Annotated in this window: 15 protein-coding genes; 6 read left to right on the forward strand and 9 right to left on the reverse strand. The window is 69.2% G+C overall.

Features of this window, described 5'->3' with window-relative positions:
• Positions 1-18: 18 nt before the first annotated feature.
• Together D7X96_RS18170 and D7X96_RS18175 are read right to left on the reverse strand one after the other, a co-directional pair.
• The gene (locus D7X96_RS18170; protein ID WP_121770297.1) at positions 19-1113 is read right to left on the reverse strand and encodes an ABC transporter ATP-binding protein; all 1095 of its coding nucleotides are present in this window, start codon (positions 1111-1113) and stop codon (positions 19-21) included.
• 82 nt (positions 1114-1195) lie between these two features.
• Complete coding sequence (locus tag D7X96_RS18175) at positions 1196-2773, reverse strand: alpha-amylase family glycosyl hydrolase (protein ID WP_120548893.1); 1578 nt, start codon at positions 2771-2773, stop codon at positions 1196-1198.
• Between the two features lie 418 nt (positions 2774-3191).
• Here D7X96_RS18175 and pulA point away from each other — a divergent pair, with 418 nt between their 5' ends.
• Positions 3192-6650 (forward strand): pullulanase-type alpha-1,6-glucosidase, encoded by a 3459-nt coding sequence (pulA, locus tag D7X96_RS18180; RefSeq protein ID WP_121770298.1) that lies wholly within the window; start codon positions 3192-3194, stop codon positions 6648-6650.
• A gap of 83 nt (positions 6651-6733) precedes the next feature.
• On the opposite strand, the gene map is transcribed toward pulA, so the two are convergent.
• The 3 genes from map to D7X96_RS18195 all read right to left on the reverse strand — a co-directional run bounded on the left by map (position 6734) and on the right by D7X96_RS18195 (position 9163).
• A complete protein-coding gene (gene map, locus D7X96_RS18185) occupies positions 6734-7735 on the reverse strand; it encodes a type I methionyl aminopeptidase (protein WP_121770299.1) in 1002 nt (333 codons plus the stop codon).
• Positions 7732-7971, reverse strand: coding sequence for a hypothetical protein (locus tag D7X96_RS18190; protein WP_120552755.1), 240 nt, complete (start codon positions 7969-7971; stop codon positions 7732-7734). Before D7X96_RS18190 ends, map begins: the two co-directional genes overlap by 4 nt.
• A gap of 160 nt (positions 7972-8131) precedes the next feature.
• Positions 8132-9163 (reverse strand): helix-hairpin-helix domain-containing protein, encoded by a 1032-nt coding sequence (locus D7X96_RS18195; RefSeq protein ID WP_120552756.1) that lies wholly within the window; start codon positions 9161-9163, stop codon positions 8132-8134.
• Positions 9164-9420: 257 nt separating this feature from the next.
• Between D7X96_RS18195 and D7X96_RS18200 the strand changes: the two genes are divergently transcribed.
• The 3 genes from D7X96_RS18200 (at position 9421) to D7X96_RS18210 (ending at position 13024) form a co-directional block, all read left to right on the forward strand.
• A complete protein-coding gene (locus D7X96_RS18200; RefSeq protein ID WP_158626432.1) occupies positions 9421-11196 on the forward strand; it encodes a serine/threonine protein kinase in 1776 nt (591 codons plus the stop codon).
• Positions 11197-11204: 8 nt separating this feature from the next.
• Positions 11205-11657 carry a DUF2381 family protein gene (locus D7X96_RS18205; RefSeq protein ID WP_158616325.1) on the forward strand — a complete coding sequence of 151 codons (453 nt, stop codon included), beginning with the start codon at positions 11205-11207 and terminating at the stop codon, positions 11655-11657.
• A gap of 314 nt (positions 11658-11971) precedes the next feature.
• On the forward strand, positions 11972-13024 hold the full coding sequence (locus tag D7X96_RS18210) for a FadR/GntR family transcriptional regulator (protein WP_233610097.1): 1053 nt from the start codon (positions 11972-11974) through the stop codon (positions 13022-13024).
• On the opposite strand, the gene D7X96_RS18215 is transcribed toward D7X96_RS18210, so the two are convergent.
• Positions 12963-13802, reverse strand: a complete 840-nt coding sequence (locus D7X96_RS18215; protein ID WP_121770301.1) for an oxidoreductase — start codon at positions 13800-13802, stop codon at positions 12963-12965. The genes D7X96_RS18210 and D7X96_RS18215 overlap by 62 nt on opposite strands.
• 87 nt (positions 13803-13889) lie before the next feature.
• Here D7X96_RS18215 and D7X96_RS18220 point away from each other — a divergent pair, with 87 nt between their 5' ends.
• The gene (locus tag D7X96_RS18220) at positions 13890-14786 is read left to right on the forward strand and encodes a LysR family transcriptional regulator (RefSeq protein ID WP_121724585.1); all 897 of its coding nucleotides are present in this window, start codon (positions 13890-13892) and stop codon (positions 14784-14786) included.
• On the opposite strand, the gene D7X96_RS18225 is transcribed toward D7X96_RS18220, so the two are convergent.
• Both D7X96_RS18225 and D7X96_RS18230 read right to left on the reverse strand, forming a co-directional pair.
• Positions 14764-15603, reverse strand: coding sequence for a DUF5131 family protein (locus D7X96_RS18225; protein ID WP_121724588.1), 840 nt, complete (start codon positions 15601-15603; stop codon positions 14764-14766). The genes D7X96_RS18220 and D7X96_RS18225 overlap by 23 nt on opposite strands.
• A gap of 41 nt (positions 15604-15644) precedes the next feature.
• Positions 15645-16262, reverse strand: a complete 618-nt coding sequence (locus D7X96_RS18230) for an SRPBCC family protein (RefSeq protein WP_244219630.1) — start codon at positions 16260-16262, stop codon at positions 15645-15647.
• A gap of 171 nt (positions 16263-16433) precedes the next feature.
• On the opposite strand from D7X96_RS18230, the gene D7X96_RS18235 reads away from it, so the two are divergent.
• The gene (locus tag D7X96_RS18235; RefSeq protein ID WP_121770302.1) at positions 16434-17927 is read left to right on the forward strand and encodes an HAD-IG family 5'-nucleotidase; all 1494 of its coding nucleotides are present in this window, start codon (positions 16434-16436) and stop codon (positions 17925-17927) included.
• A gap of 28 nt (positions 17928-17955) precedes the next feature.
• On the opposite strand, the gene D7X96_RS18240 is transcribed toward D7X96_RS18235, so the two are convergent.
• Entirely contained in the window at positions 17956-18414 is a 459-nt protein-coding gene (locus tag D7X96_RS18240) for a DUF2267 domain-containing protein (protein WP_120552762.1), read from the reverse strand.
• Positions 18415-18506: the final 92 nt, after the last annotated feature.

The following is an 18506-nucleotide window of genomic DNA, read 5'->3' on the forward strand; positions in this document are numbered from 1 at the left end:
GGAAAATCCTCCGGGGTATCAAACGGAAAGCCGAAGCTCGGATTCAGCGTCGAAGAGATGCAGGGACTCCAGCTCCACCGTCACGGGGATGGAGGCGCCGGGCTCCGGGGTCGCTTGAGGGGGCAGGCGGAAGACCAGCGGGTTGTCTCCCAGGCGGGCGTGCACGATGAGTTCGTTGCCCAGCGGCTCCACCAGCTCCACGCGCGCCTCCGCGGGCGCGGACTCACCGCGCGCGGCGCTGCCCGCCGGCAGGATGTTGTCCGGGCGCAGGCCCAGCTTCACCTTGCGGCCGCCCTTCCCCGCCGTCGCCGGGCGCAGCTTCTGCGGCACCGGCAGATTGAAGCCGTCACCGGTGAGCGACGCGCCGTCCGCGTCCAGCGTGGCGGTGAGCATGTTGATGGGCGGCGTGCCGATGAACTGCGCCACGAACACGTTGACCGGCTTCTCGTAGACCTCCAGCGGGGTGCCCAGCTGCTGGAGCTTGCCGTCCTTCATCACCGCGATGCGGTGGCCCATGGTCATCGCTTCGATCTGGTCGTGCGTGACGTAGACGGACGTGACCTGCAGCCGGTGCTGCAGCTTCTTGATCTCCGAGCGCATCTGCACGCGCAGCTTCGCGTCCAGGTTGGACAGGGGCTCGTCGAAGAGGAACACCGCCGGCTTGCGCACGATGGCGCGGCCCAGGGCCACGCGCTGGCGCTGACCGCCGGAGAGCGCCTTGGGCTTGCGGTCCAGCAGGTGCGAGATGCCGAGGATTTCCGCCGCCTCGTCCACCAGCTTGTCCATCTCCGGCTTGGGCGTCTTGCGGATCTTGAGGCCGAACTCCAGGTTCTGCCGCACGGACATGTGCGGATAGAGCGCGTAGTTCTGGAACACCATGGAGACGTCCCGGTCCTTCGGCGGCAGCGCGTTCACCGCGCGCTCACCGATGGAGATGGTGCCCCCTGAAATCTCCTCCAGGCCGGCGATCATCCGGAGCGCCGTGGACTTGCCGCAACCGGACGGCCCCACGAGGACCATGAACTCATGGTCGCGGATATCGAGGTTGAGCCCCTCGATGACCGACACGTCTCCGTAACGCTTCGCCACGTCCTTGAACGACACGCCGGCCATCAGGCCCTCCAGCAAGAGCCCCGCTCGCGCCGGTGACAACAGCACGTGCGGGTCTGGTTCTGCGCACGCCCCGCCGGGTGCCTCACGGCACGCGCCCGAGGATGCGCGCGGACAGCGGCGGGAGCGCCAGGTCCAGCGTGGCGCCAGCCTTCGTCCGCCCTCCGTTCAGCAAATCCTCCACCTCGCCGACGCCCGCCCACGCTTCCGGCCACGGCACTGAAGCCGTGCCCTTCGTCTTGCCGCGGTTCACCGCCACCACCACCGTGTCGCCGGACGCCTCGTCCTTGCGCTGGAAGACATACACATCGCCTTCCGTGTTGAGCGGCGCGTGCGTGCCGCGCGACAGGGCCGGGTGCGCGCGGCGGATGGCGATGAGGCGCTTGTAATACTCGCGCAAGGCCTCGTCGCGTTTCTTTCCCGCGCCAGGCTTCACCGCCTGCTTGCCCCACGGCATGTCGCTGCGGTTCGCGGGCCAGTCACCGCCGGCGCGGCCCACCTCTTCGCCGTAGTAGATGACGGGGATGCCGCTGGTGGTGAGCTGCAGCGTGGCGGCCAGACGGAAGAGCGGCACGTTGCCCTGAAGCTGGTGCAGCGCCCCGTCCACGTCGTGCGACGACAGGAAGTGCGACAGGTGGTGGCCCGGCGTCACCTTCGAGCGGGACTGGAGATAGCGGTCGAACGCCACCGCGCGGCCGCGCCCCTGCACGAAGCCCAGCGCGTTGCCCTGGAAGGCGAAGTCGAACCCGGCGTCCATCTCATCCGGGGTGAAGTACGGCGCCAGCCCCTCGACGTCGCCGCCCCACAGCTCGCCCAGGAGGAAGAAGTCCGGGGAGATCTCCGCGCGCGTGCGGCGGCGGTGCTCCTTCCAGAAGTCGTGGGACACGTGCTTCACGGTGTCCAGCCGGAAGCCGTCCACGCCGGAGCGCTTCGCCCAGTCGATCTGCGCGTCCAGCAGGTACTTCGCCACCTCCGGCCGCTCCGTCTTGAAGTCCGGCAGGCCCGCCACGCACGACGTCAGATCATCCGAGCCGCAGGTGCCCTTGTCTTCCGAGCGCAGCCAGTCCGGGTGGTCCTTCAGGTACCGGGAGTTGTAGCCCGGGTGGTTGTAGACGACGTCCAGCAGCACGCGGATGCCGCGCGCGTGCGCCGCGTCCACCAGCGCCTTGAAGTCCTCTTCCGTGCCGAAGCGCGGATCCAGCGAGTGGAAGTCGTCCGCCCAGTAGCCGTGGTAGCCCCAGTCCGGGAAGCCGGAGCCGGTGACGAAGCCCGGGATCTGCTTGAGCAGCGGCGTCACCCACAGCGCCGTCACGCCCAGCGAGGACAGCTCATCCAGGTTCGCGGTGAGCCCCTTCAGGTCCCCGCCGTGGAAGGTGCCCGGCGCCTTCACGTCCCCCTTCTCGTTGTTGGAGGGGTCGCCGTCCGCGAAGCGGTCCACCACCACGAAGTACAGCACCTCGTCCGCCCAGGGCCGCGCGGGCTCCTTCGTCGCCGGAGCCTGGGAGGGAGCCTGGGCCGGGGCCGGAGCGGCCTCCTTCACGGGTTCGGGAGCGGGGGCTGCCGGAGCGGCCGGCTGCGTCGCGGCGGGCTCCTGCGCGGGCTGGGTCGGCGTGGGGGCCGTGGCGCACCCCGCCAGACACAGGGCGACGAGGCCCTGGAGCATCGGGCGCCACCGACCGGGGTGGGAGACAGCGTTCGGTTGTGGGCAGGGGAGACTGGAGGACATCTGGGCGCGGCACTGTATCCAACAGTCTGGAAAGGGGTGAAGGGCCGTCGGGACAATCGGCTGATGCCGCAACGCGGCACGTCCCGGATGTCTTCCTCTGCACATCCGTGTGACGCATGGCGCGAGCGGACTCAACGGAGCGCGCGGTTCCTGCCGCACTGCGTCTCGGTTGGACGCCCTTTTCCATCCGACGTCACGGGGTGGATGCGCGGGCTCCGGCTCGGATCATCCAGTGGGTCACGCAAACCGTGAAAACGGCCCAAGGGTCTCCCGGGACAGGAGCGGCTGGTACCGTGCCCGGGATTTACACCCCCCCTGGAGGTTTCCCCTGAGAGTTCCATTCGCAGGACCCCGTTTGACGCGAGCGCTCGCGTTGGGCGGGCTGATGACCGCGCTCGCCCCGCTGTCGTCGCTGGCGGCGCCCACGTCCGTGACTGTCATTGGCGATCTGCAGAGCGAAGCGGGCTGTGCCGCGGACAACGACCCCACCTGCGCGCAGACGGCGCTGGCGTACGACACGAACGACGACAAGTGGCAGGGCTCGTTCAACGTGCCGGTGGGCACCTGGCACTTCAAGGTCGCGCTGGACGGCTCGCTGTCGCAGACGCACGGCGGCCCCGGCGGCGCGGACGTGGTGCTGAACCAGACGACGGCGGGCGCGGTGAAGTTCTACTTCGACGCGAACACGCTGTACGTGACGAGCAACCGCTCCGGCACCATCGCCACGGTGGCGGGCTCGTTCCAGAGCGAGCTGGGCTGTCCGGGTGACTGGCAGCCGGACTGTCTGGCTTCGATGATGCAGGACCCGGACGGCGACGGCATCTACACCTTCACCACGAAGGCGCTGGCCGCAGGCAACTACGAGTGCAAGGTCGCGCTCGACGAGCAGTGGGCCACCGCCTACCCCGGCAGCAACGCTGCGTTCGAGGTGGAGAGGGATGGCCAGGAGATGATCTTCACCTTCGACTCCGGTGCGTCCAAGAAGGTGACCATCCGGGCCGCGGACGCTCCGGCGGGCAACCTGCTGCTGGCTCGGGCGCACTGGATTGCGCGCGACACGCTGGTGTGGACCCCGGAGGTCGCGGCCCCCGCGGGCACGGTGTTCAAGCTGCACACGGCGCCCACGGGCGGCATGACGTTGAGCAGCACCGGCGTGCAGGGTGGCAGCGCGGTGACGCTGACGGTGGATCCCTCGGGCCTCACCCCCGCGCAGGCGGACCGCTTCAAGAACCTCCAGGGCCGCACGGTGCTGAAGCTGGCCGAGGCGGACGTGGCCAACGCGGCCACGTGGCTCAAGGGCCAGGTGGCCCTGTCCGCGACGAACGCGGCGGGCGTGATGCTGGACGCCACCAGCGCGCAGTTCGCGGGCGTGCTGGACGACCTGGACGCGTATGACGGCCCGCTGGGCGCCACGTTCGAGAACGGCATCCCCACGCTGCGCGTCTGGGCCCCCACGGCCAAGAGCGTGAACCTGCTCCTGTTCGCGGACGGCACCCCCACGTCCACCACCACCCGCGTGCCCATGACGGCCGGCGCCAAGGGCGTCTGGAGCGTCACGGGCGACGCGTCGTGGAAGAACCGCTTCTTCCTCTACGAGGTGGAGGTCTACGCCCGCAAGGAGGGCAAGGTCGTCACCAACCGCGTCACGGACCCCTACTCCGTGGCCCTCTCCATCAACAGCGAGCTGAGCCAGATTGTCGACCTGGCGGACCCCACGCTCGCGCCGCAGGGCTGGAGCACGCTGGCGAAGCCCGCGCTGGAGGCGCCGGAGGACATCGTCCTCTACGAGCTGCACGCGCGCGACTTCAGCATCAACGACCTGACGGTGCCGGAGAACGAGCGCGGCACGTTCAAGGCGTTCACCCGGGACTCGGACGGCATGAAGCACCTGACCCGGCTGGCGAAGGCGGGCCTGACGCACGTGCACCTGCTGCCGGTGTTCGACATCGCGACCATCAACGAGGACCGCGCGGGGCAGAAGCACCCGCAGGGCGACCTGGTGTCGCTGCCGCCGGACTCGGATCAGCAGCAGGCGGCGGTGAAGGCCGTGGCGGACCTGGACGGCTTCAACTGGGGCTATGACCCGTACCACTACACGGTGCCGGAGGGCAGCTACTCCACCAACGCGCAGGGCACGACGCGCACGGTGGAGTTCCGGGAGATGGTGCAGTCGCTCAACCAGCACGGCCTGCGCGTGGTGATGGACGTGGTCTACAACCACACCAACTCCTCCGGGCAGGACGCCAAGAGCGTCCTGGACCGCATCGTCCCCGGCTACTACCACCGCCTCAGCGACGACGGGAACGTGGAGACGAGCACCTGCTGCCAGAACACCGCGTCGGAGAACGCGATGATGGAGAAGCTGCTCATCGACTCCGTGGTGACGTGGGCCAAGGCGTACAAGGTGGACGGCTTCCGCTTCGACCTGATGGGCCACCACATGAAATCCAACATGGTGAAGCTGCGCGCCACGCTGGACGCGCTCACCGTGGAGAAGGACGGCGTGGACGGCAAGGCCATCTACGTCTACGGCGAGGGCTGGGACTTCGGCGAGGTGCAGAACAAGGCGCGCGGAGAGAACGCCACGCAGCTCAACATGGCGGGCACGGGCATTGGCACGTTCAACGACCGCCTGCGCGACGCGGCCCGCGGCGGTGGCCCCTTCAGCGGCTTGCAGGACCAGGGCTTCATCAGCGGCCTCCTGTCCGACCCCAACAGCACCAACCAGGGCACGGAGGCGGATCAGAAGGCCCGGCTGCTGCTCTACGGCGATTGGATCCGCGTGGGCCTCACCGGCAACCTGAAGGACTACCCGCTGGTGGACGCCACCGGCAAGTCCGTGAAGGGCGAGGAGGTGAAGTACAACGGCGGGGCCCCCGTGGGCTACACGCTGGACCCGCAGGAGGTCATCACCTACGTCTCCGCGCACGACAACGAGACGCTGTTCGACGCGGTCCAGTTGAAGGCACGGCGCGACCTGCCCATGGCCGAGCGCGTGCGCATGCACAACCTGGGCATGTCGCTGGTGGCGCTGGGCCAGGGCATCCCGTTCTTCCACGCGGGTGATGAGCTGCTGCGCTCCAAGTCGCTGGACCGCAACAGCTACAACTCCGGTGACTGGTTCAACAAGGTGGACTGGACCTACCAGTCCAACAACTGGGGCGTGGGCCTGCCTCCGGCCCCGGAGAACAACGGCAACTGGCCGCTCTTCGGGCCCATGCTGGCGGACCCGGCGCTCAAGCCGGCGAACGCGGACATTCTCCGCGCGCGCGACCACTTCGAGGAGATGCTGACCATCCGCAAGAGCTCGCGGCTGTTCCGCCTGCGCACCGGTGACGAGGTGAAGCAGCTGGTGCGCTTCGAGAACACCGGTCCGGACCAGATCCCGGGCCTCATCGTGATGGCCATGCAGGACCACGGCACGAACGCGGAGGGCAAGCGCGCCATCGTGCTGTTCAACGGCACGGACGACGCGCAGACGTTCAAGTCGGATGGGTACAAGTCCCTGAAGCTCAAGCTGCACCCGGTGCTCCAGGCGTCCACGGACCCGGTGGTGCGCACGTCCGCGTACGACGCGGCCACGGGCGGCTTCACGGTCCCGGCGCGCAGCACCGCCGTGTTCGTCACCGACGACGCCGTGGTGGACCCGGATCCGGATCCGGATCCGCAGGACCCGGGTGATCCGCAGGATCCCCAGGACCCGGACGAGTCCGACGGCTGCAACTGCCAGAGCACGGTGCCCGGCCCGCTGGGCGCCACCAGCCTGCTGATGCTCTGCGGCCTGGCGCTGAAGCTGCGCCGCCGCCGGGCATAAGCCGTCACCGCCTGGAAATGAAGCGGGCCCCGGATGCGCGGTACGCGTCCGGGGCCCGTGGTGTTTTCAGGAGCGGGAAGCGCTCAGGGGACGGTGAGGATCTCCGCGCCCGTGTCGGTGACGAGCAGGGTGTGCTCGAACTGCGCGCTGCGCAGGCCGTCCGCGGTGACGACGGTCCAGTCGTCGTTCCACGTGCGGTGGTCCCAGTGGCCCTGGTTGATCATGGGCTCCACGGTGAAGATCATCCCGGGCTGCATGATCGTGTCGGCTTCCGGCTCGTAGTAGTGCGGAACCTGGAGCGCGGTGTGGAACGTCTCACCAATGCCGTGGCCGCAGTACGCGCGCACCACGCTGGTGCCGTTCTTCACGGCGTGGGCCTCCACCGCGCGGCCAATGTCGCTGATGGGCCGGCCGGGCTTCACCGCGGCGATGCCGATGTCCAGGCACTCCTTCGCGATCTGCACCAGGCGCTGGTGCTGCGGCTCCACGTTGCCCACCAGGTACGTGGCCGAGCAGTCGCCGTGGACGCCATCCAGGTAGATGGTGATGTCCAGGTTGACGATGTCGCCGTCCTCCAGCGCGCGGCTGTCCGGGATGCCGTGGCAGATGACCTCGTTGACGGAGGTGCAGAGCGACTTGGGGAACTTGTGGTAGTTGAGCGTGCTGGGGTAGCCGCCGCGCTTGAGGTAGGCCTCGTGCGCGATGGCGTCCAGCTCATCCGTGGTGATGCCCACGCGCACGTGCTGCGCGGTCTCCACCAGCACCTGCGCGGCGGCCTGGCAGGCGCGGCGCATGCGGGCGATGACGTCCGGCGACTTCACGTCCGGCTCGTTGCGCGAGCGCGAGGGACGGCCCGCCATGGAGTCCGCGTAGTCCGGCCGCGCGATGGTGAGCGGCACCACGCGGCGGGGGCTGACGATGCCGGGGCGGATGCCCTTGCGGTTGGTGTCCGTGCCCTTCTTGCGGGCCTCCACGGTGTCCGCGCCACGGTGGCACTTCTTGTACTTGGAGCCACTGCCGCACCAGCAGGCGTCGTTGGGCCCGGGGAGCACGGCGGGGGCGGTTCGGGGGGTGGCGGTGGTCATCGGGAGCCTCGGGAGCTTGTGTCGGTGTTGGCGGCGGCCTGGCGGGCGCGGGCCCAGCGGAGCATCTGGGGTTTGAGCCAGAGGCGCGGGCGCCCGGCGCCCAGGTCGAGCACCGGACGGGGCATGTCCGGATAACGGCGCAGGTACGTGCTGACGCTGTTGGGGTGGGCCAGGCGCAACAGGCCCGCCACCTCCTGGGCGTCAATCAGGTCCTTCGTGTTCACCAGGGGGCACATGGGGCGTGTCTATACCCATAGACACGCGGGGATGCACGGTTTCCTTCCCCGCCACGGGGTAGGGCGGCCTGCCCGCCAGGGCCCTGCCTGCTTCCGGACATGAAAAAGCCCCGGACTCCCAGGGAGGAGACCGGGGCTTCGGGACGTCAGGGGGTGGGGACTACTCCGCCCACCAGGTCTCGGTCATCACGCTGAAGCCGTTCACGGTGTCCACGTAGATGTGGACGGTGTTGCGGCTCCAGGGGTCGTTCTCGTAGGTGAGGATGCAGCCCTTGAAGGACCGGCCCTGGATCAGCGCGTCCAGGTTCGCGAAGCCCGCGTCGCGGACCGCGGCGGAGACCTTGGTATTACCGCCGACGTAGTCGAAGGCGCGCTGGACCTCGGCGCGCACCTCGGCGGCGTTGGCCAGGTTCGGGCGGATGGAGGCGCCGTACGGGACGCTGGTGGGCTCCAGGCCGAAGCACTCCTTCTGGTCACGGTAGTAGTGGTTGGCGGACGCGATGTTCCACCAGTCGAAGTGGCGCAGCGTGGTGGCGCCATAGGAGCCGTTGCTGGGGATGGCGTTGATGGCGGTGAAGAGCGCCTCCAGCGGACGGCTCAGGGTGGCGGAGTTGCGGATGTTGCGGAAGCTCACGTCACCGATGCCCGCCGTGTCGGCGATCTGCTGCGCGGTGGTGAAGGGGCGCGTGTTGAGCAGGTTGACGGCGCCGTTCCACGCGTCCGGCAGGACGTCGTGCAGCTCCGAGTCATCAATGGTGTTCACCAGGTTGACGATGGCGGTCTGGTCGTCACGCGAGATGGCGATGCCATCCAGGATGCCGACACAGTCCGCGTCGATGAAGTCCATCGTCCGGGCGCCGCCCTCCAGCTGCTTGAGCCGGGTCGGGCCGACGAGCGGCACGGAGGACAGGTCCGCCAGCGACGTGAACGGCGCGGTGGCGCGGCGGTTCACGATGTTGGTGACCACGTTGCTGGGCAGGTAGCGGTCGAGCAGCGTGTACGACGCCGTGTTCGCGAACTCGAGGATGCCGGAGCACTCGATGGCCACGTCGACGTTCGTCGTCGTGAGGATGGGGGCCTGCTGCTGCTGCTCGGCGGACGGAGCGGACTCGGGGGGAGTCTCCGCCTGGGTACCAGGACCGCAACCAACGAGCATGCCCACGGCGAGAAGGGCTGAGCCAAGACGACGCATCAGGAACTCCTGGATGAGGGGGGGAGCTGCGATGAGACGCGGCTTAATACATCAAATCCGTCTGACAGCACCGGGCTGATACGCGCATCGTTCATGTCACATTTCGGTCACCGTCCCTCTGTTCCGCTGGGAGCATTCCTCTGGGCTCCACGAGGCGAGACTTCCTGACCTGGGAACACACGGCCCAGGGTTGGCTCCGGCACCCCATCCCGGATGACCTTCCAGGTTGAGTGCCCTTCATGCGACCCTGGAGGTTCATGGGTCAGGAAGGGTCACAGGTGTTCCCGGGGGCGCTCCAGCCCGGCGCGGTGGTGGGGCGCTGGCGCGTGCTGGGGACGCTGGGCGTGGGCGGCTACGGCGCGGTCTACAAGGTGGAGCCGCTGGACGCGCCAGGGCGGAGCTTCGCGCTCAAGCTGTCGCTGCATCCGGACCCGGCCCGGGCGCTGCGGGAGATGGCGCTGCTGCTGGACCGGGCGTGGCATCCGAACGTGGTGCGGGTGCATGCCACGGGGCGGTGGCCGGATCCGGTGGAGGGGCTGCCGTACTTCGTCATGGACTGCGTGGAGGGGCTGGCGCTCCACACCTGGACGGAGACGGTCAACCCCACGTTCCGGCAGGTGGCCATGGTGGGGGGCTCGGTGGCGATGACGCTGGGGGTGCTGCATGCGCGAGGCGTGTTGCACCGCGACCTGAAGCCGGAGCACATCCTGGTCCGCGCGAGGGAGCAGGTGCCGGTGCTCATCGACTTCGGGGCCGGGGACCAGACGGGGGCCGCGACGCTCACGACCACCACCCTGCCCCCGGGGACGCTGCACCTGCGCAGCCCGGAGGCCATCCGCTTCCAGCAGCGCCACTGGAGGCAGCCGGAGCTGCGCTATCCGTACCGGGAGGCGGACGACCTGTATGCCCTGGGCGTGTGCCTGTACCGGGCCGTCACGGGGCACTTCCCGTTCCCGCCGGGGCAGGAGCCGGAGCTCCTGGCGGTGGCCATCACGGAGCGGCTGCCGCCGACGCCCCGGGACATCAACCCGCAGGTGCCGGAGCCCCTGTCGAGGGCCATCCTGCGGCTCCTGGAGAAGGAGCCGGAGCAGCGGCCGCGCACGGGGGAGGCGGCGCACTCGGAGCTGATGCGGGGGCTGCTGTCCGGAGGAGCGGCGGCGTTCGAGGCGCACCTCTTCGACGAGATCCCCGGCACGCCGAACCAGATCCGCCGTCCGTCCTGGCCGGCGCAGCCGTACCTGACGCCCGCGCCCAGACCCCGGCCCGCTCCCGAGCCGGCGGCCCCGCGCCGGTTCCCGGCCTGGGGGTGGCTGGGCGTGGCGGCATGCCTGGGATTGCTGCTGGCGGGACCCGGGACCTGGGAGGTCCTGTTCCGGGGCTGGACGCGCCATACAACCCCACAGGTCCCTGAGAGCGTTTCCGCCCCACTTGGTCATAAACTGGAGATCCCGCCGGACCGCCCGCACAGTGTTCCCGTCGCCGCCCCCGTGGTGGCACAGAAAGAGGAACACGTTCCCGTGACGACCAAGCCCCCTGTTCCGCCGTCTCCGAAACCCGCGCGTGCGCTCAAGGCCGCGACGCTCGCGTCCTGCGTGGCGGGCATGGCCTGCGCCAGCGCGCCCCTGGTGGACCGGCCCACGCCCCCCGCCGAGGACTGTCCCCTGGATGCGCAGGAGGCCATGCAGAAGCTGGAAATCGAAGGCATCCAGTGGGCCGCCAAGTTCGACCCGAATAGGACCGGGCTCGTGACCGTCCGCGAGGGACGTGCCGCGGTGTACACGCATATGTTCGAGGGGCGCGTCAGGCACAACTCCATGCTGACGGGCACGCTCTACGTGGGCTCCAAACGGGTCTACGGCCGTTTCACCCAACTGCGTCAGGAAAAGACCGGTGAAACATTCCCTGTCTGTGTCGAGCTCTGGTTCAACCCGGACCACACGAGGGGCGTTCCTCGCAGTGAAGGGGGAGACGAGAACACCGCCATCGTTCCCAACCTGATGTCCGTGAAGGGCGTGTGGCGGTACGACGAATAGGAGGATGCGTGCTCCTGTTCCTGCTTCCGTTTCTTGCAGCCGCGGATGGCGGCGTGTCCGACAAGCAGGCCTGTCCCGACGTGGGACTGGCGGTACTCCTCTCCGAGAAGACCCTGGGGCAAGGAGGAGTCCAGACGTTGGACATGGATGATCCCGTCACGGGGTTACGGTTCAGGAGCTTCCGCTCCATGCGCCGGGTCGCCGTGCTCTTGGAATTCGCAGGAGGGGTGCCACTCTCCGGCAGCGTCACCCATGCGGTCCTCCGTGGACCGAATCAGCAACTCCTGAAGGTCGTGGAAGTGATTGAGGCAGCCCCCGACTCCGAAGGCGGACCTGCCCGGATCATCGTGGAAGCCGAAGCCCAGCCCCGGGAAGCCCGAGGCATCCACACACTGGAGCTCCAGGACGCGGAAGGAACCCAGCTGCTCGTCCTGCCAGGAGTGCGGTTCCCCTCCATCTGATCCATCCACGCCGACCCAGCGGCTGACGGAAGCGTCCGCGACCCGCTCTCGTCAATGAACGCAGAGGCAACGCGGCGGGCAGCAGCCGCCCGCCGGGCGCGATTGCAAAAAACCTGTCCGACAGTCGGACAGGTTTACGCGACCCAAGGCCCGAGCCCGGGAACCTGTCCGACTGGTTTCGCCGCATGGGGCCCGTCCCCTCGAACTTGTCCGACAGTCGGACAGGTTTTTTTCGTCCGGCTTCGGAGGGGGGCCCTCACGCGTCCGTGTCAGACCCCTGTGGTTGGATGGCGATGCTGGAACGAGGAAGGGGAATGGGGATGGGACACGGTGGGCTCGTGGCGTACGTGGAAGCACAGATTGAGCGCGACATCGCGCTGGGACGGATTCACCCGAGCGGGCAGTTCGGCTCGGAGGCGAAGCTGGCGCGTCACTATGACGTCTGCCGGGGCACCATCCGTGAGGCGCTGCGGCGGCTGGCGGCGCGGGGCGTGGTGGTGCAGCGGCCTGGACGCAAGACGCGCGCGGTGCCGTTGGATGAGTCGCTGACGCTGGAGAACCTGGGGCTGGCGCTGCATGACGTGCGCTCCGCGCAAGCCCGATGGCTCTTGGAGGGCTACTTCAGCCTCCGGCGGCAGGTGCTGGTGGAACTCCTGTCCGACTGCTGCGCACGGGCATCCAAGCGGGACCTGGACCAACTGGGGAGCATCTGCTTCGGACTCTGGGACGCGGCGCGCTGGGGGTCGGGGGCTTCCTGCGCCCAGGTGGAGTTCGAGTTGCTGCGGCTGGCGGCCCGGGTGGCGGACCGGCCCGGGCACGTGCTTCTCGTGCAATCCCTTCAGCGGGCCTTCATGGTCGGCGCGGCCCAACTGCTGCCCCTCCTGGGAGGTGAGCCGCTGCGCCAGTGGGTGAACTGCGCGAAGGATGCCCTGCATGATCGCGATACACGGGCCATCCAGAACGACCTGCCGGTGCTGATGAAGGCACACGATGACCGTGTGCTGGATGCCTTTGCTCCTGGTCCCAAGGAGCCTGCCGCTCCCGAGGTTCATCGCGCCCAGGAGGCACGCCCCTGCTCGGAGGAGCGTGGACTTGAGGTCCTTGCGCCTGACTCTGGGAACCCTCCTTGCCCTGAGACGCAGGCCATCCCGGAGCACGTCCCATCCGAATCCGGTGAGACATGCGCGGAGAAGGGCCTTCAGCCCGCGGAGCCGACTGCCTGCGACCATGCTGTGAATCTCAAGGAGGGTGGGATGCTTCGTGGCATCTGGGGACTCGTGAGCGGCTGGGCTCTTCGGGTCTTCTTCAGAAGCCGGTCGACAGTGCGATCCGCTCCGTGCGGTTCAGGTCCTCCGTCACCTGCGTGAGCTTTTCGCGGATGGGCGCCGGGGCGTCCGGCCCCAGGAACAGGCGCAGCGTCGGGGCTCCGGCGGCCACCGCGTCCACGATGGCCTTCGCGGCCTTCACGGGGTCCCCGGGCTGCGTGCCGGCGGACTGCGCCACCCAGGCTCGCGTGGGGCCCATCGACTCCGCGTAGGCAGGCAGCTCCGGCATCGACCGGAAGCCGGTGTCCAGCAGCTTCGTGCGGAACATGCCCGGCTCCACGAGGAGCACCTTCACTCCGAAGGGCGCGACCTCCTTCGCCAGCGCTTCGGAGATGCCTTCCAGCGCGTGCTTCGCCGCGCTGTACGCCCCCGCACCCGGGTACCCGACCAGTCCGGTCAGACTCGAGACCTGCACGATGATGCCCGTCCGCCGCTCGCGCAGGTGCGGCAGCACCGCTCGCGTCATCTCCACCGCTCCGAAGAAGAGCGGCTCGAACACCGCGCGCAGCTCCGCGTCGCTCGTCTCCTCCACCGCGCCCAGCACCGAGTAGCCCGCGTTGTTCACCAGCACGTCGATGGCACCGAAGCGCTTCAGCGCCGCCGTGACGGACTCCCGCACGTGCTCCGGCTTCGTCACGTCCAGCCGCACCGCGAGCACCCGGTCCGGGGCCCTCGCCACCAGGTCCTCCAGCGTGCCCGGGTCTCGCGCCGTCGCGACGACCCGCTCCCCTCTTTCGATGACCTCCTCCACGATGCTCCGGCCGAACCCCGACGACGAACCCGTGACGAACCACACCTTGCCGCTGCCCTGTGCGCTCATGACCGCCTCCATGGCCCATGAAGTACGCCCCGGGTCCCCGCCGCGAAACGCGTCGTCACTGGAAGCACTTTGTAGCTACGCTAAGGAATGCGCGACGACCTCTCCGGCCTGATGGCGTTCCTCGCGGTGGCCCGCAGGCGCAGCTTCACCGCCGCCGCCGCGGAGCTCCACGTCACCCCTTCCGCGGTGAGCCAGAGCCTCCGGGCCCTGGAGGAACGCGTCGGCGTGCGGCTGCTCCAGCGCACCACCCGCAGCGTGGGCCTCACCGAGGCCGGCTCGCGATTCCTGTCGCGGCTCGAGCCCGCGATGCTCGGCGTGCGGGACGCCTTCGAGTCCCTGGGCGAGCTGCGGGACCGGCCTTCGGGGCTCCTGCGCCTGACCCTGCCTCGCTATGGGTACCAGGAGGTGCTGGGCCCCCGCCTGGCGGAGTTCCTCACCGCCCATCCCGACATCCGCGTGGACATCCACCTGGATGACGCGTTCGTCGACATCGTGCAGCAGGGCTTCGACGCGGGCTTCCGCGTCGGTGAACACGTGGAGCGCGAGATGATCGCCATCCCCGTGAGCGGCGACATCGTCATGCACGTGGTGGGCTCGCCGGCGTACTTCGCGAACCGGGACAAGCCGAAGCACCCTCGCGATCTGCGCGAGCATGACTGCATCAACTACCGCAGCCGCACCACCGGCGGCCTCCTCCGCTGGGGGCTCAACGACGGCGGCAAGCGCATCGAGGTCTCCGTCGAGGGCCGCGCGGTGTTCGATGACTCGGAGCTGGTGCTGGACGCCGCCGTCGCCGGGATGGGGCTCGCCTATGTCCCGGAGAGCCGCATCCGGAAGCTGCTCGCGGAGAAGCGGCTGGTGCGCGTGCTCGAAGCGTACTCCGCCACCCTCCCCGGCTTCTTCCTCTACTACCCGAGCCGCGTCCAGGTGGCGCCCAAGCTCAAGGCGCTCATCGACTTCTTCAAGTTGAAGCGGCGGCGCTGAGGACGGCCGGCGGCGTCAGCCACGGGGCCGCCAGCGCTTCGGCCTCGTCCAGCAGGCGCAGGCGCCGGGCGTCGTCCGGGAACGGCGCGGACGTGCTCGCGGGCAGCGCGTCCCACGTGCGCCCGTCCAGCTCCCGCCCGGCGGCCGCCTTGCGCTTGCCGCCCCACTGCTTGAAGAAGAAGGCCACCTCCGCAGCGTCACACTGCCGGCGCACCGAGCGCACCCACTCGGGGTCCAGCGGCCTCGCCTTCGCGCCGCTCTCGCCTCCGACAATCACGCCGTCGATGCCGGTGAAGTCCACCGGGCCCAGGTCCTCCAGCAGCGGCTCGATGGACAGGAACCGCACCCGCGCGGGCACCGCCTGCAGGTGCTTCACTCGCGGCAGGCCGTACTTGCGGTCCTCCACGCTCACGCCCCACCAGACGTTCGGCAGCCTCGCCGCGAACGCGAGCCGCGTGGACAACAGCCGCTGCATCCGCTCCGCGCGCTTCGTCAGCACCTGGAACGTGTGCCAGTCCGCCAGCGCCATCACCCGCGCCACCGTCTCGATGTACGCCTCCGGGACGTCATCCAGGAACAGGTCGCTCATCGAGTTCACGAACACGCGCTTGGGCGCCTTCCAGCGCAGCGGCTCGGCGAGCTTCCCCGGAATCAGCTTCAGGTCGAAGCCCTGCTCATAGGGGTGGCCCGGCACGCCCCGGAAGCGCTCCGCGAACGTCTCCGCGTAGCAGTGCTTGCACCCGGGGCTCAGCTTCACGCAGCCGCGCACCGGGTTCCACGTCGCGTCCGTCCATTCAATCTTGGAGTTGTCAGCCATGGCGTCCGGATGGAACACCCGGCCCGCCTGCCTCCTTCCCCCTACTTCGTGGCCAGAGACTTCGCCCGCTTCTCCACCGCGCGCAGCGTGTCCACCACCGCGTCGTTCTGCCCCACGCTGGCCAGGAACCCGGGGACGGAACCTCCGGGGTCCACCGTGAACTTGTAGACGACCCAGGACGTGTCCTCGCCCCTGGGCTCCACCTTCCAGCTGCCCTCGTTCAGCCGCAGGCGCACCACGTCCCGCCGGGCGGGGAACGCGTCCGGCTCCGCCTTCCAGTGCTGCTGGTACACGCCCGTCCCATCCGGCGCGACCTTCGACTCCGTCACCACGTGACAGATGTAGTCGCGCGAGGACACCACCGGCAGGTCCAGCCGCGTGTACGTGAGCCGCCCGCCGTCGTCCGTGGGCCGCACCACCCGCGACTCCTTCACATACGGCATGAAGAGCCGGTACGACTCCTGGTCCTCCAGCACCGTCTGGATTTGAAGCGCGCTCGCCTTGAGTTCGCCCTCCGCCCAGATGTCCTTGGCCTTCGTCCCCGGCCGGGGCCGCACCTTGATCACGAAGGGCGAGGTGGCCACCGTCTCCCAGTCCTGCGCCCCCGCCACGCCCGCCGTCAGCACCACCGCCAGGGCCAGGCCCCACCGCCGCGTCATTCCCAACATGTCTTCTGCCCTTCGGTTCCGCGCACCGCCCGGCCCTCGGCGGCGCGTGCGTCACCTGTATCCCATCTTTCCGACACCCCGACGACCCGGGCCTGCCCACGGGACGACGCGGGCGCACGGGCCGCTCGACTTTGCGTGCAAGCCTTGGCAAGCCTTGCTCCCATGGCTCCTCACTTCTCCGGTCCCCCGCCCGAACGCGGCCTGTTCTGCAACCGCACGCTGAACATGCGTGCCATCAAGGCCGTGGGCTACGACATGGACTACACGCTCATCCACTACCGCGTGGAGGCGTGGGAACGCCGCGCCTATGAATACATTCGCGACCGCCTGGTGGAGCAGGGCTGGCCCGTCGCGGACCTGACGTTCGACCCGATGCTCGCCATCCGCGGGCTCATCATCGATACGGCGAAGGGCAACCTCCTCAAGGCCAACCGCTTCGGCTTCGTGAAGAAGGCCCTCCACGGCAGCCGCCCCATGGACTTCGAGGCCCAGCGCGAGGCCTATACCCGCACCGTCATCGACCTGGCGGACCGGCGCTGGGTGTTCCTCAACACGCTCTTCTCCCTCTCCGAGGCCTGCATCTACGCGCAGCTGGTGGACCGCCTGGACGCGGGCCAGCTCCCCGGCCCCATGGGCTACGTGGACCTCTACGAGCACGTGCGCAAGAACCTGGACGCCACGCACATGCAGGGGCGCCTCAAGGCCGAAATCATCGCGGACCCCGAGCGCTACGTCATCGACGACCCGGAGACGCCGCTCGCGCTGCTGGACCAGAAGAACGCCGGCAAGAAGGTGCTGCTCATCACCAACAGCGAGTGGGCCTACACGGAACCCATGATGCACTTCGCCTTCGACCGGCACCTGCCCGAGGGCATGACCTGGCGCCAGCTCTTCGACGTGGTCATCGTCAGCGCGCGCAAGCCCGAGTTCTTCACCACGCGCGCCACCCTCTTCGAGGTGGTGGAGGCGAACGGCGAGGCGCTGTTGCGGCCGCACTCCGGACCGCTCGACAAGAACAAGCCCTACTTCGGCGGCAGCGCGCTGGAGCTGGAGCGGCACCTGGGCCTGTCCGGCGACGAAATCCTCTATGTGGGCGACCACATGTTCGGCGACGTGCACGTGAGCAAGAACGTGCTGCGCTGGCGCACCGCGCTCATCCTGCGCGAGCTGGAGGACGAGGTGCGCGCCATCGCCGCGTTCCGCGCCACCGAGGTGCGCATTGGCGAGCGCATGCTCAAGAAGGAGCGCCTGGAGGCGGAGAGCTGCCAGGTGCGCCTGGAGCTGCAGCGGCGGCGCCACCATTACGGCCCCCGCTCGGAGACCGCCGAGGGCGAGCTGGTGACGCGGCTGACGGAGCTGCGCGCGGAATTGGAGGCGCTGGACGCGGAGCTGGGCCCCATGGCCCGCGCGGCCGGGGAGCTGTCCAACCCGCACTGGGGCCTGCTCACCCGCGCCGGCAACGACAAGAGCCACCTGGCGCGGCAGGTGGAGCGCTACGCGGACATCTACACGTCGCGCGTGAGCAACTTCCTCTTCGCCACACCGTTCGTCTACCTGCGCAGCCCGCGCGGCAGCCTGCCGCACGACCCCAGCATCCCCGGCGGCACCCCGGTGTTCACCACCGGGGACGGCGCGGGCAGCGGCCCCACGGAGTAGCTCAGGGGCGCAGGGGGTGCCTCACGCGCTACTGCGTGAGGCGCCAGAGGGCCTGCAGGTCCGCGGGCAGGTTGCTGGCCACCTTGTCCGCCTCGCCTTCGGAAATCTGGTCCTGGAAGGCGCGCAGCACCGCGCGGACCACCAGCTCCGCCTGGTCCACCGGCATCTGGAGGTCCTCGGCCACGGACGCGACCAGCTCCTCGCGGCCGAAGCGGTGGGGGCGCCGGGGGCGCTCCTCCGGGGGCGGCAGGAATTCCACCAGCATCCGGGGCAGCTGGGACTCCAGGTTCCGCGCCCCGTTGGGCATGAGCCGGCGCTCCAGCGCGCTCAGCACCGACACGGCGGCGGACTCCGCCAGCGCCGGGGGCAGCGCGCTCAGTTCGCACAGGTGGTGGAGGAACATCGCGTAGGTGGCGCGCAGGTGGGCTTCGTGCCGCCGCGCGTGACGTTCCTGCTTCTCGGTTTCGGTTTCGTGGGCCTGGGCCATGGCACACCTCCGGCGGTGAGGGGGGACGGGACCTCCTGGAAGGTGGTCACCGGAGCGCCCGTCCGCGGCCAGCAGGCAGGCAGGCCCCACCC

Origin of the sequence: Corallococcus interemptor, assembly GCF_003668875.1 — a bacterium.
Classification (GTDB): domain Bacteria; phylum Myxococcota; class Myxococcia; order Myxococcales; family Myxococcaceae; genus Corallococcus; species Corallococcus interemptor.

What these genes read in the sequence shown, in the direction of transcription:
- D7X96_RS18210 (WP_233610097.1), top strand. Translation starts at nt 11,972, where the DNA reads ATGGGGATGGGACACGGTGGGCTCGTGGCGTACGTGGAAGCACAGATT.
- D7X96_RS18235 (WP_121770302.1), top strand. Translation starts at nt 16,434, where the DNA reads ATGGCTCCTCACTTCTCCGGTCCCCCGCCCGAACGCGGCCTGTTCTGC.
- D7X96_RS18215 (WP_121770301.1), bottom strand. Translation starts at nt 13,802, where the DNA reads ATGAGCGCACAGGGCAGCGGCAAGGTGTGGTTCGTCACGGGTTCGTCG.
- D7X96_RS18195 (WP_120552756.1), bottom strand. Translation starts at nt 9,163, where the DNA reads ATGCGTCGTCTTGGCTCAGCCCTTCTCGCCGTGGGCATGCTCGTTGGT.
- map (WP_121770299.1), bottom strand. Translation starts at nt 7,735, where the DNA reads ATGACCACCGCCACCCCCCGAACCGCCCCCGCCGTGCTCCCCGGGCCC.
- D7X96_RS18200 (WP_158626432.1), top strand. Translation starts at nt 9,421, where the DNA reads ATGGGTCAGGAAGGGTCACAGGTGTTCCCGGGGGCGCTCCAGCCCGGC.
- D7X96_RS18170 (WP_121770297.1), bottom strand. Translation starts at nt 1,113, where the DNA reads ATGGCCGGCGTGTCGTTCAAGGACGTGGCGAAGCGTTACGGAGACGTG.
- D7X96_RS18220 (WP_121724585.1), top strand. Translation starts at nt 13,890, where the DNA reads ATGCGCGACGACCTCTCCGGCCTGATGGCGTTCCTCGCGGTGGCCCGC.
- D7X96_RS18190 (WP_120552755.1), bottom strand. Translation starts at nt 7,971, where the DNA reads ATGTGCCCCCTGGTGAACACGAAGGACCTGATTGACGCCCAGGAGGTG.
- D7X96_RS18240 (WP_120552762.1), bottom strand. Translation starts at nt 18,414, where the DNA reads ATGGCCCAGGCCCACGAAACCGAAACCGAGAAGCAGGAACGTCACGCG.
- D7X96_RS18225 (WP_121724588.1), bottom strand. Translation starts at nt 15,603, where the DNA reads ATGGCTGACAACTCCAAGATTGAATGGACGGACGCGACGTGGAACCCG.
- D7X96_RS18230 (WP_244219630.1), bottom strand. Translation starts at nt 16,262, where the DNA reads ATGACGCGGCGGTGGGGCCTGGCCCTGGCGGTGGTGCTGACGGCGGGC.
- D7X96_RS18175 (WP_120548893.1), bottom strand. Translation starts at nt 2,773, where the DNA reads ATGCTCCAGGGCCTCGTCGCCCTGTGTCTGGCGGGGTGCGCCACGGCC.